Annotated in this window: 12 protein-coding genes; 7 read left to right on the plus strand and 5 right to left on the minus strand. The window is 64.1% G+C overall.

From position 1 onward, the window contains the following. Positions 1–3: 3 nt before the first annotated feature. Positions 4–1260, minus strand: a complete 1257-nt coding sequence (gene glyA / locus AC0X69_RS19845) for a serine hydroxymethyltransferase (RefSeq protein ID WP_482610095.1) — start codon at positions 1258–1260, stop codon at positions 4–6. Between the two features lie 395 nt (positions 1261–1655). Further along, complete coding sequence (gene gyrB, locus AC0X69_RS19850) at positions 1656–4103, minus strand: DNA topoisomerase (ATP-hydrolyzing) subunit B (RefSeq protein ID WP_482610097.1); 2448 nt, start codon at positions 4101–4103, stop codon at positions 1656–1658. Positions 4104–4359: 256 nt separating this feature from the next. Between gyrB and AC0X69_RS19855 the strand changes: the two genes are divergently transcribed. After that, complete coding sequence (locus AC0X69_RS19855) at positions 4360–5529, plus strand: zinc-dependent alcohol dehydrogenase (protein WP_482610099.1); 1170 nt, start codon at positions 4360–4362, stop codon at positions 5527–5529. A 10-nt stretch (positions 5530–5539) separates the two neighbouring features. Here AC0X69_RS19855 and AC0X69_RS19860 read toward each other — a convergent pair whose 3' ends face one another. The 3 genes from AC0X69_RS19860 to AC0X69_RS19870 form a co-directional block, all read right to left on the minus strand. Beyond that, positions 5540–5752, minus strand: coding sequence for a hypothetical protein (locus tag AC0X69_RS19860; RefSeq protein ID WP_482610101.1), 213 nt, complete (start codon positions 5750–5752; stop codon positions 5540–5542). Between the two features lie 210 nt (positions 5753–5962). Further along, positions 5963–7099: a DNA replication/repair protein RecF gene (recF, locus tag AC0X69_RS19865; RefSeq protein WP_482610103.1), complete on the minus strand. Its 1137-nt coding sequence runs from the start codon at positions 7097–7099 to the stop codon at positions 5963–5965. A 46-nt stretch (positions 7100–7145) separates the two neighbouring features. Beyond that, a complete protein-coding gene (locus AC0X69_RS19870; protein WP_482610105.1) occupies positions 7146–7712 on the minus strand; it encodes a DUF3124 domain-containing protein in 567 nt (188 codons plus the stop codon). Between the two features lie 48 nt (positions 7713–7760). Here AC0X69_RS19870 and AC0X69_RS19875 point away from each other — a divergent pair, with 48 nt between their 5' ends. The 6 genes from AC0X69_RS19875 (at position 7761) to rpsT (ending at position 12941) form a co-directional block, all read left to right on the plus strand. After that, the gene (locus tag AC0X69_RS19875; protein ID WP_482610107.1) at positions 7761–9503 is read left to right on the plus strand and encodes a cation:proton antiporter domain-containing protein; all 1743 of its coding nucleotides are present in this window, start codon (positions 7761–7763) and stop codon (positions 9501–9503) included. A 64-nt stretch (positions 9504–9567) separates the two neighbouring features. Beyond that, positions 9568–10833 carry a bifunctional phosphopantothenoylcysteine decarboxylase/phosphopantothenate--cysteine ligase CoaBC gene (coaBC, locus tag AC0X69_RS19880; RefSeq protein ID WP_482610109.1) on the plus strand — a complete coding sequence of 422 codons (1266 nt, stop codon included), beginning with the start codon at positions 9568–9570 and terminating at the stop codon, positions 10831–10833. Then, positions 10830–11294: a dUTP diphosphatase gene (gene dut / locus AC0X69_RS19885; protein ID WP_482610111.1), complete on the plus strand. Its 465-nt coding sequence runs from the start codon at positions 10830–10832 to the stop codon at positions 11292–11294. Before coaBC ends, dut begins: the two co-directional genes overlap by 4 nt. Then, complete coding sequence (locus tag AC0X69_RS19890) at positions 11291–11734, plus strand: RrF2 family transcriptional regulator (protein ID WP_482610113.1); 444 nt, start codon at positions 11291–11293, stop codon at positions 11732–11734. Before dut ends, AC0X69_RS19890 begins: the two co-directional genes overlap by 4 nt. 43 nt (positions 11735–11777) lie before the next feature. Then, a complete protein-coding gene (locus AC0X69_RS19895) occupies positions 11778–12551 on the plus strand; it encodes an enoyl-CoA hydratase (RefSeq protein ID WP_482610115.1) in 774 nt (257 codons plus the stop codon). A 117-nt stretch (positions 12552–12668) separates the two neighbouring features. Further along, positions 12669–12941, plus strand: coding sequence for a 30S ribosomal protein S20 (rpsT, locus tag AC0X69_RS19900; RefSeq protein ID WP_482610117.1), 273 nt, complete (start codon positions 12669–12671; stop codon positions 12939–12941). Positions 12942–13872: the final 931 nt, after the last annotated feature.

Genomic DNA, 13872 nt, shown 5'->3' on the forward strand with positions numbered 1-13872 from the left:
CGCTCAATAGATCGGATGTTTCGCGCAGAGCGCGGCGACGTCGGCGCGCACAGCTGCGATCGACGCCTCGTCGCCAGGATTTCTCAGCACGCGGTCGATCCATCCCGCAATCGTCTCGAACTCCCCCACGCCGAAGCCGCGCGTGGTTCCGGCGTTGCTCGAAAGCCGCAGACCGGAGGGCGCCTCGGGCGGGCGCGTATCGAAAGGGATCATGTTCTTGTTGATGGCGAGGCCGGCGCGCTCCAGCGCCTTGGCGGCGACATCGCCGGTGAGGTCGCGCGCCGAAAGGTCAACGAGCATCAGGCCCATGTCCGTGCCGCCGGTGACGATGCGCAGTCCCGCATCAGCGAGCGCGCGCGCCAAAGTCCGGGCGTTGTCGATCACCGCGCGATTATAGGCGGTAAACTCCGGCCGCAGCGCCTCGCCGAGACACGCCGCCTTGCCGGCGACGCCATGCAGCAGCACCGAGCCCTGAACGCCGGGAAAAATGCCGGCGTTAATGCGATTGCTGAGACTTTGATCGTTCCATAGAACCATCCCGCCGCGCGCGCCGCGCAGCGATTTGTATGTCGTCGTCGTCACCACATGCGCATGGGGCAGGGGATCGGGATGGAGGCCGGTCGCAACGAGACCGGCGAAATGCGCCATGTCGACCAGGAGATAGGCGCCAACCTCATCGGCGATGGCGCGCATTGACGCGAAATCGATCGCGCGCGGATAGGCCGAGCCGCCGGCGATGATCATGCGCGGGCGTTCGCGCCTCGCGAGATCGCGCACCTCGTTGAGGTCGATGCGCTCCGTCTCGCGGCTGACGCGATAGGAGGCGATTCGATAGTCGCGCCCGGTCAGCGTCGCCGGATGGCCGTGGCTGATATGGCCGCCGGCGGCGACATTCATCGACAGGATCGCATCGCCGAGTTTCAGGAGGCCCAGAAACACGCCGGCGTTGGCGTTGGAGCCCGAATGCGGCTGCACATTAGCGAAGCGGCAGTTGAACAGCTTCTTCGCGCGTTCGACCGCGAGCGCCTCGACGACGTCGGCATATTCGGCGCCGCCGTAGTAGCGCGCGTAGGGCAGGCCCTCGACCGTCTTGTTGGTGAGGATCGAGCCCTGCGCCTCGAGCACGAGCCTGGAGACGATGTTTTCCGAGGCGATGAGCTCGATGCAATCCTGCTGGCGCCTCAACTCGCCGGCGATGGCGGCGGCGAGTTCGGGATCGGAGGAGAGGTCGGAGGTCAAGTGGGAGCGGGTCTGCGCCATCGCATGATGGTATCAGCTATCGATGGATTTCGCGCGAAGGGTCGCGCAGCAGTCCTCATGCTGAGGAGGCGCTTGGAAGGCGCCGTCTCGAAGCACGAGGACTGCGGCGGCGGAATGTCTTTGTTCTAAGAAAGCGGCCCTCGTCCTTCGAGACGCGCGCTTTGCGCGCTCATCAGGACGACAACGCTGCATGCTTGTCTGGACGGCAACCCGTTAAATTGTGCCAATTCGTGATTAAGAACCACTTCTCTCGTGAATCCAATAACATCCTGTGGCAACTGCGCAGTTTAGCCACGAGTTATCTGGTCGACGTCGGAGTAGCTCAATTTTTTGCGCAATCTTCGAGCACTGAGTTGAGAAGGAGACTGTCCCAGCGTCTTTTGGCATAGCGGTTGTCACACATCCAAGTTCGCGACGCTCAGCGCGTTCTCCTGAATGAATTCGCGTCTCGGCTCGACGACGTCGCCCATCAGCTTGACGAAAATGTCGTCCGCTTCGGCGGCTTCCTTCACCTTCACCTGCAGCAGCGAACGCGCCTCGCGATCGAGAGTCGTCTCCCAGAGCTGTTCGGCGTTCATCTCGCCGAGGCCCTTGTAGCGCTGGATCGTGAGGCCCTTGCGGCCGATGGCGTTCATCGCGTCGTAGAGCGCGAGCGGTCCGGAGAGCGGCGCTTCGTCGCCGCGTCGGATCAGCGTCGCCGGTCCGGCGAAGATCTCGCGCAGGCTTTCGGCGCGCTCGTGGAGCTTGCGCGCCTCGCTCGAATTCAGGAGCGAGGCGTCGAGCGTCACGGCGTGCGTCACGCCGCGCAGCGTGCGCTTGAAGACATATTCGAGGCTCTGGCCGCCGTCGCGGACCTCGCCCGACCAGCCGCGTTCGGTCTCTTCCGCGATCGCGTCGAGGCGCCTCGCAATCTCATCCGCGAAGCGCTTCGCCTCCGCTTCATCGGTCAGCGGCGTCAGGTCGCCGGCCATCGCCGCCTGTTCGACGACGGCGCGATCGTAGCGCGAATGCAGGCTCAGCATGACGTTGCGGAAAGCCCGCGCGTCTTCGAGGACTCTGCGCAGATCGGCGCCGGCGCGATCTTCCGAACCCGTGCGCAGCACGGCGCCGTCAAGCAGGCTTTCGATCAGATAATCCTCGAGCGCGCGCTCGTCCTTCAGATATTGCGTGGATTTGCCCCGCGTCACCTTGTAGAGCGGCGCCTGCGCGATGAACACGTGGCCGCGATCGATCAGCTCCGGCATCTGCCGATAGAAGAAGGTCAGGATCAGCGTGCGGATATGGGCGCCGTCGACGTCGGCGTCGGTCATGATGATGATCTTGTGATAGCGCAGCTTGTCGGCGTTGAACTCGTCGCGGCCGACGCCGGTGCCGAGCGCCGTGATCAGCGTGCCGATCTGCTCCGACGAGAGCATTTTGTCGAAACGCGCGCGCTCGACATTGAGGATCTTGCCGCGCAGCGGCAGCACCGCCTGGAATTCGCGATTGCGGCCCTGCTTGGCTGTGCCGCCGGCCGAGTCGCCCTCGACGATGAAGAGTTCGGCCTTGGCCGGATCGCGCTCCTGACAGTCGGCGAGCTTGCCGGGAAGATTGGCGACGTCGAGCGCGCCTTTGCGGCGCGTCAGCTCGCGCGCCTTGCGCGCCGCCTCGCGCGCGGCCGCCGCTTCGACAACCTTTGAGACGACGTTCTTGGCTTCCGCCGGATGCTCCTCGAGCCACTGGCCGAGCAATTCGTTGACGACGTTCTCGACCGCCGGCCGCACTTCCGAGGAGACGAGCTTGTCCTTCGTCTGCGAGGAGAATTTCGGGTCGGGCACTTTCACCGACAGAACGCAGGTCAGTCCCTCACGGCAGTCGTCCCCGGTGAGATCGACCTTCTCGCGTTTGGCGAGGCCCGAGGATTCGGCGTAGCCGGTGATCTGGCGCGTCAGCGCCCCGCGAAATCCCGCGAGATGGGTGCCGCCGTCGCGCTGCGGAATGTTGTTGGTGAAGGCCAGCACATTCTCGTGATAGCTGTCGTTCCACCACAGCGCAACCTCGACGCTGATATGGTCGCGCTGGCCGTGAATGAGGATGGGCGCCGAGACGAGCGGCGTTTTGGCGCGGTCGAGCCAGCGCACGAAAGCTTCAAGTCCGCCTTCGTAAAAGAGCTCCTCGCGTTTGACCTCGGCGTGGCGCGCGTCGGTCAGAACGACGCGCACGCCGGAGTTCAGGAAGGCGAGTTCGCGCAGGCGATGTTCGATCGTCGCATAATCGAACTCGGTCATCGTAAAAGTTGCCGACGAAGGCAGAAAGGTCACTTCGGTGCCGCGCTTGGGCGCGCCGTCCACGACCGGCGCGTCGCCTACGACGGCGAGCGGCGCGACCGCGTCGCCGTTGGCGAACTCCATGAAATGCTCTTTGCCGCCGCGCCAGATGCGCAGCTTCAACCAGACCGAAAGGGCGTTGACGACGGAAACGCCGACGCCGTGCAGACCGCCGGAAACCTTGTAGGAGTTCTGGTCGAATTTACCGCCGGCGTGCAGCTGCGTCATGATGACTTCGGCCGCCGACACGCCTTCCTCGTGATGGATGTCGGTCGGAATGCCGCGTCCATTATCGGAGACGGTGCAGGACCCGTCGGCGTTGAGCGTCACCGTGACATCGGTGGCATGGCCGGCGAGCGCCTCGTCGATGGCGTTGTCCACGACCTCATAGACCATGTGGTGGAGGCCGGTGCCGTCGTCGGTGTCGCCGATATACATGCCGGGGCGCTTGCGCACGGCGTCGAGGCCGCGCAGCACCCTGATCGACCCTGCGCCATATTCCGCCGGGTCGTCGTTCCGATTGTCGCTGTCGCTCATATTTTCCGGGGTTTTCCGTGCTCTTGGGAGGTCATGATTCGAACGGACGATCATACCTCAAATGGCTACGTCAATGCACGGAAATAGTTGAGGATTGGGCGTTTTTTGCGGGGACAGGGGACGCGCCTTTCCCCGTCGCGCGGTTCAGGACGAGCTGGAACGATCCAAAGCGACCGGTAGTTCAGAGGCAGGGCGAGGCGCTTGCGTTTTTTCCGGACTGGCTGGGTCGCGGGCATGCAAGAGAAAGTCACTTTCCATGAAAGCGCTTACCTTCCACGGCAAGAACGACATTCGCTGCGAGAGCGTGCCCGATCCGCAGATCGAGGACCCGCGCGACGCGATCATCAAGGTCACCGCCTGCGCCATTTGCGGCTCCGATCTGCACATCTACGACGGCATCGTTCCCGAAATGCATTCGGGCGACATCGTCGGGCACGAGGCGATGGGCGAGGTCGTGGAAGTCGGGTCGGAAACCAAGAAGTTGAAGGTGGGCGACAGAGTGGTCGTGCCCTTCACGATTTCGTGTGGCGAGTGTTTCTTCTGCCAGCGCGGCTATTTCTCGGCCTGCGAACGCACCAATTCCGACCGCGCCAAAGCCGAAACGCTGTGGGGGCATTCGCCGGCCGGGCTGTTCGGCTATTCGCATCTCCTCGGCGGCTACGCCGGCGGACAGGCGGAATATCTGCGCGTGCCGCACGCCGATGTCGGGCCGATCAAGGCGCCCCCGCAGCTGCGTGACGATCAGGTGCTCTTTCTCTCCGACATCTTTCCAACGGGCTACATGGCCGCCGAGTTCTGCGACATCCAACCAGGGGACACCATCGCGATCTGGGGTTGCGGCCCGGTGGGGCAGTTCGCCATCCGCAGCGCGTTCATGCTCGGCGCCGAACGCGTAATCGCGATCGATTCAGTGCCGGAACGGCTCGCCCTCGCCAAGGCGGCGGGCGCCGAAACGCTCGATTACGGCAAGGTCGACGTCTACGACGCCATTCAAAGCCTGACCAAAGGTCGAGGCGCCGACGCCTGCATCGATGCGGTCGGAACCGAACCGGATCCGACCGCCAGCATCGACTCGATGATCGACCGCGCCAAAGTCGCGACCTTCCTTGGCACCGACCAGCCGCATGTGCTGCGCCAGGCGATTCACTGCTGCCGCAATTTCGGGACGGTGTCGATCGTCGGCGTCTACGCCGGATTTCTCGACAAGGTTCCGCTTGGATCGGCCATGAACAGGGGCCTCACCTTTCGCATGGCGCAGACTCCCGTGCAGCGCTATTTGCGGCGGCTGCTCGAACATGTCGAGGCTGGGGATATCGATCCATCCTTCGTCGTGACGCATCGCGGATCGCTCGAGGATGGACCGGACCTCTACAAGACCTTCCGCAATCATAAGGACGGCTGCGTGAAAGTGATGCTCACGCCTTGAGGCTCAAGAGCTACTCGCCAGGAGGTTCTTTGAGATCGCCGTCGCGGCCGTCGCGACGGCGGCGGAGGATGTCACGCGTCAGCGCGTCGACCCGAAGAGCGAAAAGCAGGGCGAGGAGCAGAAAGGTCGCGCCGATGAACCAGGCCGTGAACCCGACGAGAAGCCCGACAGCCAACCAGACCACGAAAATGGCCAGTCCTATTATCGCGAGTCCGGTGCCCATCTAAACCAATTAGTAATTTTCCGTTGCGGAAACATCAGCGCCGCCGCCGCCGCGATCTACACGTTTTGATGTTTACCCCGATTCTTTGCAATTGAGACGCGAAATCGCGCCCGATCCTGTGATCATTTCTTAATAATACAATCAAAACGAGAAATATTCATAAAAAGCTCTCGGGGGTTGTCTTACGGGGACGAAAACCGCGGCGCCCGCTCAGACGTGGGTCGCGCGCCCTGGCGTGACAAGCACAAGCTCCGCCGCGCCGCGCAAGGGCTCGAACAACGCTGGGTCGGCGCCGGTCATCCAGACCTGCCCGCCGAGCCCCTGAAGCTCCTGGTAGAGCGCTTCGCGGCGTTTCGTGTCAAAGTGCGCGGCGACCTCGTCGAGGAGAAGAAGCGGCGCCTGTCCGGTCATGGCACCCACGAGCTTGGCGTGCGCCAGCGTCAAGCCCATCAGCAGCGCCTTTTGCTCGCCGGTCGAGCAGGCGCGCGCGGCCTCGTTCTTGGGGCCATGGCGAACAGCGAGGTCGCTCGCCTGCGGCCCGATCAGCGTTCGCCCGGCGGCGGCGTCGCGGCGGCGCGACGCCGAGAGTTCGCCGCGGTACCATTCCTCGACGGCGAGAGCAGGCTCGCGTTCCAACCGCCCTTCAAGCTCGCCCTCGATCGACACATCCGCCCAAGGGAAGGGCGAGGCGTCGTCGCCTCCCACGGCGATGAGCGCCGCAAGCCGCGAAACGGTCTCGCGGCGCGCGGCCGCCACGGCGACCCCGAGCCCGGCGATCTCCTGCTCGGCGGCGTCGAGCCATCGCCGGTCGCCGACCCCTTCTTCAAGCAGCCGGTTTCGGTTTCTTAGCGCGCGCTCCAGTTTGTTGGCGCGCGCGCCATGCTCCGCGTCGACGCCGAGCGCCAGCCGATCCAGAAAGCGCCGCCGCTCGCCCGCCGGGCCCGAGAACAATCCGTCCATGGCAGGGGTGAGCCAGAGCGCCCGCACATGGTCGGCGAATGCCCGCGCCGAACTCGCGGGCGTGCGGTCGACGCGAAACAGCCGCTCGCCAGCCGCGGTCAAGCCGTGGCCAAGCTGCGTCGTCGCGCCGTCGGTTGCGACTTCGATCGAAACTGCGAAACCGCCGGCGCCGCCACGTCTCGCGCATTCGGCGAGTTCGGCGCGGCGCAGACCCCTGCCGGGCGAGAACAGCGACAGCGCTTCGAGCAGATTGGTTTTGCCCGCGCCATTCTCGCCGAAAAGCGCAATCAGGCGCGTTTCAAACCGGCAGTCGAGCGCCGCATAGGAACGGAAGTCGCTGAGCGTCAGACGGCGGACGCTCGGCGCGCTCTTGGTCGCAGCGGTCATGATGACGCGGTCGCGCCAAAGCGACGCTTCGTCGGCGCGCGAGCGATCATTGCGGTCTGGCGACGCGGCGGCCGGGCGAGAGAATGGCGTAGCTGTGTGGACCCGTATAGGCGGTCATCACCGCTTCGATCAATGGTTCGTCCGAACCTTCCGGGTTCGACCAGTCGACGGTGAAACTGGCGCCGGTTCCGCCGCGAACGTCGGCTTGCGCAATGATGACCTGCAATGAAGCGTAGGGCTTCAGATAGATCGGCTCGCTCAGGTAGTTTTCGATCAGCTGTCCAGAGCCGTCGCGATATTCGATCTTGTCGATTGCGAGAACATTCGTCGCTGAGGCGTTGTGAATCGAGAGCGCGCCGGAAAAATTCAGCCGCGTCACGCCGCCCTGGCCGATGAGCGTCGAATGCAGCGGAATGAGGGTGCGCCCGCGAACGGAGAGTTTTTCCGCCGGAGCGGATGTCGTGGCGTCGGGGCTGACGATGACAGGCTGAGCGGACGTCAGCGGCCGAGCGGCGCACGCCGTTGCGAAAGCGCTCACGACGAGAGCGAGCGCGAGCGCTCGCGGGCAAGGCTTTAGCGGCATTGCGCGCACCTTTTCCTTTCGAATAGACATATCCGGCGCCGGCGCACACTACCATCGCGCCGCGAAAGGTCTAACCGAATGTCATTCGCCACCCAGGAAATTCGCGAGGCCGTGGTTTTCCTGGGCGCGGCGGGTCTCATCGTGCCCCTGATACATCGGTTGCGAGTCAGTCCCGCGCTGGGATTTCTCGCCATTGGCTTCATTGTTGGACCGTTCGGGCTTGGGCGACTGGCGGAGACAGCGCCCTGGGTCGAATGGCTGGTGATCGAAGACAAGCACACGGTCAGATTTGCGGCCGAGTTTGGCGTGATCTTCCTTCTTTTCATGATCGGGCTTGAGCTGTCGCTCGAGCGCCTGCGCGCAATGTGGCGGATCGCCTTTCTGGTTGGCGGCGCGCAGGTGCTTCTCTGCGCAGCCGGCATAGCGGTCGTCGCTTACTATTCCGGCTATTTGCTCGACGTGTCGATTGTCCTTGGCAGCGCCTTCGCAATGTCCTCGACCGCGATCATCATGCATCTGCTCACCGAGGCCGGACGCCTGGGAACGCCGGTTGGTCAGACAAGCTTCGGCGTCCTGCTGTTTCAGGATCTCGCCGTGGTGCCGATCCTGTTCATGGTGAGCGCCTTCGGACTGGACGCAAACGCTGTCGGGCCGGCGATCGCGCTTGCGCTCGGCAAATCGATCCTGGTGATTGTCGCCATATTGGGTGTGGGTCGACTCGTCGCGCGGCCGCTCTTCAGGCTCGTCGCCGGAGCAAGGAGCCGCGAACTGTTCCTGGCCACGGTGCTCCTCACCATCATCGGCGCAGCCTCGGCCGCCGATGCGGCCGAGTTTTCACCCGCCCTCGGAGCTTTTCTCGCCGGTCTGCTGCTTGCCGACACGGAATACCGGCCTCGCATCGCCGTTGACATAGAGCCCTTCAAAGGCCTGCTGCTCGGCGTCTTCTTTGTCGCTGTCGGCCTCAGCATAGACTTCGCGGAAGTGGTCGCGGATTGGGACAAAATTCTTGCATGGGCCTTTGGCGTGATGGCGTTGAAAGCCGTGTGCGTTTACGCGCTGGTGCGGCTGGCGGGGCAGGGACCGTGTGTAGCTTTCGAGACGGCGGCGCTGCTCGCGCCGATCGGAGAATTCAGTTTCGTGGTCAGCGAACTGTCCCTCTCCCTCGGCGTCATTTACGAAGACACTGCGCAATTCGCTCTCATCGTCGCCAGTCTCACGATGGCGCTGGCGCCATTGATGGCGCTGAGCGCGCACTGGCTGGCGTCGCGCTTCGCCGCGCGCGGCGAGCCGGAATCATTTGCGCTCTTTCCCGATCAGATCTCCGATCATATCATCGTGGTCGGTTACGGGCGTGTCGGGCGGGAAATCGGCGAACTGCTCGATAACCAGGAAATCGCCCATGTCGCGATCGATGTCGACGCCCGCCGCGTAGCGAGCCTGCGCGCGCAGGGCTTTTCGATCTATCACGGCGACGCGCGGCAGTATGAGATCCTGTCGCGTCTTGGCGTCGAACAGGCGTCCGCCCTCGTCGTCACCATGGACGACGCGAAGACAACGCTCCAGACGGTCAAAGCCGCGCGCCGCGACTGGCCGGAGCTGCCGATATTCGCGCGCGTACGCGACGAGGCGCATGCGAACGCGCTGCTTGAGGCCGGCGCGAGTTCGGTGATTCTCGAGACTCGCGAGGCCGCGCTCCAACTGGCGGAGACCGTCCTTATCGGCGTGGGCATGCCGGAAAGCGTGGCTCGCGATCTTGTCGCCGAGCGACGAATGATCGCACAAGCTTCGCCTGCCAGCGGAAAGTCTCTCCTCGCCGGGTGAGCGAAGCCGTTTGGCCTTGCGCGTAAAATCTGTATTCTCCGCGTGCGGCGATCGGAGTTTTTCAGTGGCGGGCGTGGGTCTTGCGCGAAGCCTGGAGGCGAAGCGCGTCTTACTGATCGTCGGCGGGGGAATCGCCGCGTACAAATCGCTCGATCTCGTTCGCCGGTTGCGCGAGCGCGGCGCGCTGGTGCGGGTCGTCATGACGGCGGCGGCGAAGGAATTCGTGACGCCGCTCGCTTTCGTCAGCCTCGCAAACGAAAAAGTCTACGACGATCTCTTCTCCTCGACCGACGAGCAGGAGATCGGTCATATCCAGCTGTCGCGGGACGCGGACCTCATCGTCGTCGCGCCCGCGACGGCGCATATTCTCGCCCGCGCCGCGCGCGGTCTTTGCGACGATCTCGCGACGACCTTGCTGCTCGCGACCGACAAGCGCGTTCTTTATGCGCCGGCGATGAATGTGCGCATGTGGCTTCATCCCGCGACGCAGCGCAACGTCTCCACGCTGCATGGCGACGGCGCCTGGTTTGTCGGTCCGAACGTCGGCGACATGGCCTGCGGCGAATACGGACCCGGCCGGATGAGCGAGCCGCTGGAGATTCTCCAAGCCATCACGATCGCGCTGAAGCAGGACACAAGACTGCCGGCGCCTGACGGCCTGTTGACGCGCGGCGACGCGCTCAAGGGGCTGCATGTCGTCGTCACCTCCGGTCCCACCCATGAACCCATCGATCCGGTCCGCTATATCGCCAACCGGTCCTCCGGCAGGCAGGGCCACGCCATCGCGGCAGCGGCGGCGCGCGCGGGCGCGCGCGTGACGCTGATCTCGGGGCCCGTCGCTCTCGCGGACCCGCCTGGCTGCGAGACAGTGCATATAGAGAGCGCGCGAGACATGTTCGCTGCAGTAGAGGCCGCGCTTCCCGCTGATATCTTCATCGGCGCGGCGGCCGTGGCTGATTGGCGCGTGGAGCCGGCGGACGGCAAGATCAAGAAAGGCGAGCGTGGCGCGCCATCTCTGTCGCTCGTCGAAAATCCCGACATTCTGGCGAGCGTCTCACGCGGAGCGCAGCGCCCGCGCATCGTCGTCGGTTTTGCAGCGGAAACGTCCGACCTCATTCGCCACGCGCAGGAAAAGCTTGCGCGAAAGGGATGCGATCTCATCGTCGCGAATGACGTCAGCGAGGGAACAGGCGTTTTCGGCGGCGCGACCAATGAGGCGCATCTCGTGTCTCGCGCTGGCGTGGAAAACTGGCCGCGCCTTCGCAAGGAGGACGTTGCGGAGCGGCTTGTCGCCCATCTTGCGCAGATGATCGGCGGAGTGGCGTCATGAAAGTCTCGATCCGCCGGCTGCCGAACGCGGACGGCCTTCCAACTCCGGCCTATGCGAGCGGAGGCGCGGCCGGAATTGATCTCCACGCCGCCTTGCCGCCGGGTCAGAAGCTCGTTCTGGAGCCCGGCGCCCGCGATCTCATTCCGACAGGACTCACCATCGCCCTGCCTCATGGGTATGAGGGGCAGGTTCGGCCGCGCTCGGGGCTTGCTGCAGAGCATGGCGTCACCGTTCTCAACGCGCCGGGCACCATCGACAGCGACTACCGCGGCGAGGTCATGGCGCTGCTGATCAATCTCGGGGCGCAGCCGTTCGAGATCGTTCGCGGGATGCGCATCGCGCAGCTCGTGATCGCGCCAGTGACTCATGTGTCGCTTGTCGAAGTCGACGATCTCGACGCAACGGCGCGCGGCGCCGGCGGCTTCGGATCGACGGGACTAGGCGGAGATGGCGCGCAATGAAGCTCCTGCCGCGCACGGCGCGCTTCGCGCTCATGGCGACGCTCGACGTCGCGCTTCATGCGCGGGGACGGCCGGTGTCCTCGAAGCAGCTCGCCGCGCGCCATGATCTGCCCCCGCGGCGGTTGGAGACGATCTTGCAGGCTCTGGTGCGCGCGGGGATTCTCAAGAGCGTGAGGGGACCGGCGGGCGGCTATGCGCTGGCGCGCGAGCGGCGCCGTCTTTCGGTCGGCGAGATCGTTCGCATCGCATTGCGCGCTGAGGAGGAAGCGCCGGACGTTGCGCCGCCGCTGCTCGCCGCCGTCCTGGAGCCGGTCATCGCCGAGGCAGAAGAAAGCGCGCTGCGGCGTCTCGACGACGTTACGCTCGACGATCTGCACGGGCGCGCGCTCGCGCTGGGTTTTGGAGACAGGCCGGACGCGAGCGGCGATTTTGAGATATGAAGCGGCGGCCCAGCGAAGTCGCTGGAGCGGCGAGGAGGCCCGCATGACTTATGAAACGATCGAAGTCGAGATCCAAGGCCGGGTCGGTCTGATACGACTCAATCGGCCTGGGGCGCTCAACGCGCTGAATGCGCAGCTCATCGCCGAGCTCGACGACGCCCTTTCAGGCTTTGAGGCAAATGAGGACGTGGGCTGCGTGGTTCTGACGGGCTCCGAGAAGGCCTTTGCCGCCGGCGCGGACATCAAGGAGATGCGCGACAAGGGGTTTGTCGACGCCTTTCTCGACGATTTCATCGGCCGGTGGGACGTCGTGGCGCGCTCGCGCAAGCCGATCATCGCCGCCGTGGCCGGATTCGCGCTCGGCGGCGGCTGTGAAATCGCGATGATGTGCGATTTCATTCTCGCGGCTGACACGGCGGTCTTCGGACAGCCGGAAATCAAGCTTGGCGTCATCCCCGGCGCGGGCGGCACGCAACGGCTGACCCGAGCCGTCGGCAAGGCCAAGGCGATGGATCTGATTCTGACCGGCCGGCTGATGGGGGCCGAGGAGGCCGAGCGCGCCGGTCTCGTCGCGCGGATCGTCCCGGCCGCCGATCTCCTGGCGGAGGCGACCAAGACCGCCGCGACGATCGCTTCCATGTCGCTTCCCGCGGTTCTCATGGCCAAGGAAGCGGTCAATCGCGCTTTTGAATCGACGCTCGCCGAGGGGATCCGGCACGAGCGAGGGCTTTTCTACTCGTTGTTCGCCACCGGTGACCAAAAGGAAGGCATGAGCGCCTTCGTGGAGAAGCGAAGGCCGGCCTTCGTGAATCGATAGGCGGCCATTGACGAAAGGCCGCCGCCGCGCTTATAAACCCCGCCACATGGCCGCGATTTCGCGGCCCTTTGGTTTTTGGGCGGCGTAACGCCGTTCTCCTTCAAGGACACGCAAAGCATGGCCAATACGAGTTCGGCCAAGAAAGCCGTTCGCAAGATTGCGCGCCGCACTTCGATCAATCGGGCGCGTCGCAGCCGGATGCGCACATTTGTGCGCAAGGTCGAGGAGGCGATCGCTTCGGGCGATGCCACGCTGGCGGCGGATGCGCTGCAGAACGCCGTGCCGGTGGTGATGCGCGCCGCTCAGCGGGGCGTCATTCACAAGAACACGGCCTCGCGAAAGGTTTCACGACTAACCGTGCGGGTGAAGGCGCTCGCCACACAGGCATGATTGCGCGTCGCGCGCGTATGACAAGACTTTTGAAAGCCCGGCGCGAGCCGGGCTTTTTTGTTGCGTCCGGGCGGCGACGCTTAAATAGTCGCATGAAGCCGAGATGACACGGTCACAATTTTTTTTTGATGCGCTAATCCGTGATCATTCAAAATTCTCCCGATTCAATCTCTTGCAATCAAGCTGTCACGAACGGGAAAAAGCTGGGGACTTGACACTATTTTTGGCGATTGACGGCGCAGCGCGCGCGCGCGGCGCGCGATGTCGACGCGCATGTCGCCCGCAGATTTTTATGGGCGGCGAATCATCGGCTTATGGGCGAAGATGAAAAAAGTTTGTGGCGCCACGCTAAAAAACTCCATTCAATATGACAGATTTAATCGCGAGCGTCGTTGCGCGCGATGGCGCTGGCGTGTAGCCTCGAAGGGTCGAACGAAAGGCGGTCGGCGTCGGTTTTTCACGGGCGCGCAAAAATGAGGGGAACGGCCTGCGTTCCCCGGCGCAAATGAGCCCAGAGCAAGACGCATTGCCGCTTTCCAGCCGTTCGGTTGAATTCAAGTGATCAGTTCGCAAGGGCGTAGAGTAGAGTCCGTTTCCTGCGACGCGTATTATTCCGGGATTCTCGTCGATCCCGGAGTAGGGGAGGCTTTGTCATGGCGGAGGGGCGGTTGGCCGAGACAATCCAGGGAGTGCGAAGCGTCAGCGATCGCATCATTCCGCGCTCGCTCGCCGCGCATTGCGCCTGTTTCACGCCAGAGGCCAACCTGGGCAGATGCGCGCGCCTGGCGATTGGGCCTCCTTCCAGACTGCTGATTTAACGCCGTTCGCGGCGACAATTACTCGATCCAACTAGGTTCCTTTCGATCAGCGCCTGCGGCGACCTTCGCCGGGGGTCTCCTTTTTTGGCGCTCGTTTCGGAAAAAGGTCAGAT

This window comes from Methylocystis sp. Uni0008, assembly GCF_056838045.1.